Annotated in this window: 1 protein-coding gene; it reads right to left on the bottom strand. The window is 69.0% G+C overall.

Features of this window, described 5'->3' with window-relative positions; genetic code table 11:
- On the bottom strand, positions 1-345 hold a 345-nt coding region (locus EN852_RS37025; RefSeq protein WP_189546496.1), incomplete at both ends, for a nicotinate-nucleotide--dimethylbenzimidazole phosphoribosyltransferase.

Genomic DNA, 345 nt, shown 5'->3' with positions numbered 1-345 from the left:
GCAGCGAGAGCAGCCCCCACCCCTTCGCCATGGCCGATGCCGAAATCAAGCAGCGGCAGCAATCCGAGCGCTTCGGCCGCCTTGGCATGGCCAGGCTCGGACGACAGGCTTGCAAGCAGGCAATGATCGAGCGTGGCGGGATTGGCCGCATGGAGGACAGCAGCCGCCGCGGTCGCCGCGAAACCGTCGAGCAGGACGGGAATCTTCTCCATGCGCGCCGCGAGGATGGCGCCGCAGATCGCCGCGAACTCACGCCCGCCGATCCGTCGCAAGGCCTCGAGCGGATCGCCGAGACCGGAGCCGTGAAACGCCAGCGACCGATCCACGACCTCCGCCTTGCGTGCG

Origin of the sequence: Mesorhizobium sp. M2E.F.Ca.ET.209.01.1.1 (assembly GCF_004010375.2) — a bacterium.
GTDB lineage: Bacteria > Pseudomonadota > Alphaproteobacteria > Rhizobiales > Rhizobiaceae > Mesorhizobium.
Note: the sequence above shows the minus strand (reverse complement) of the source record. Positions and strands in the feature narration are given on the sequence as shown.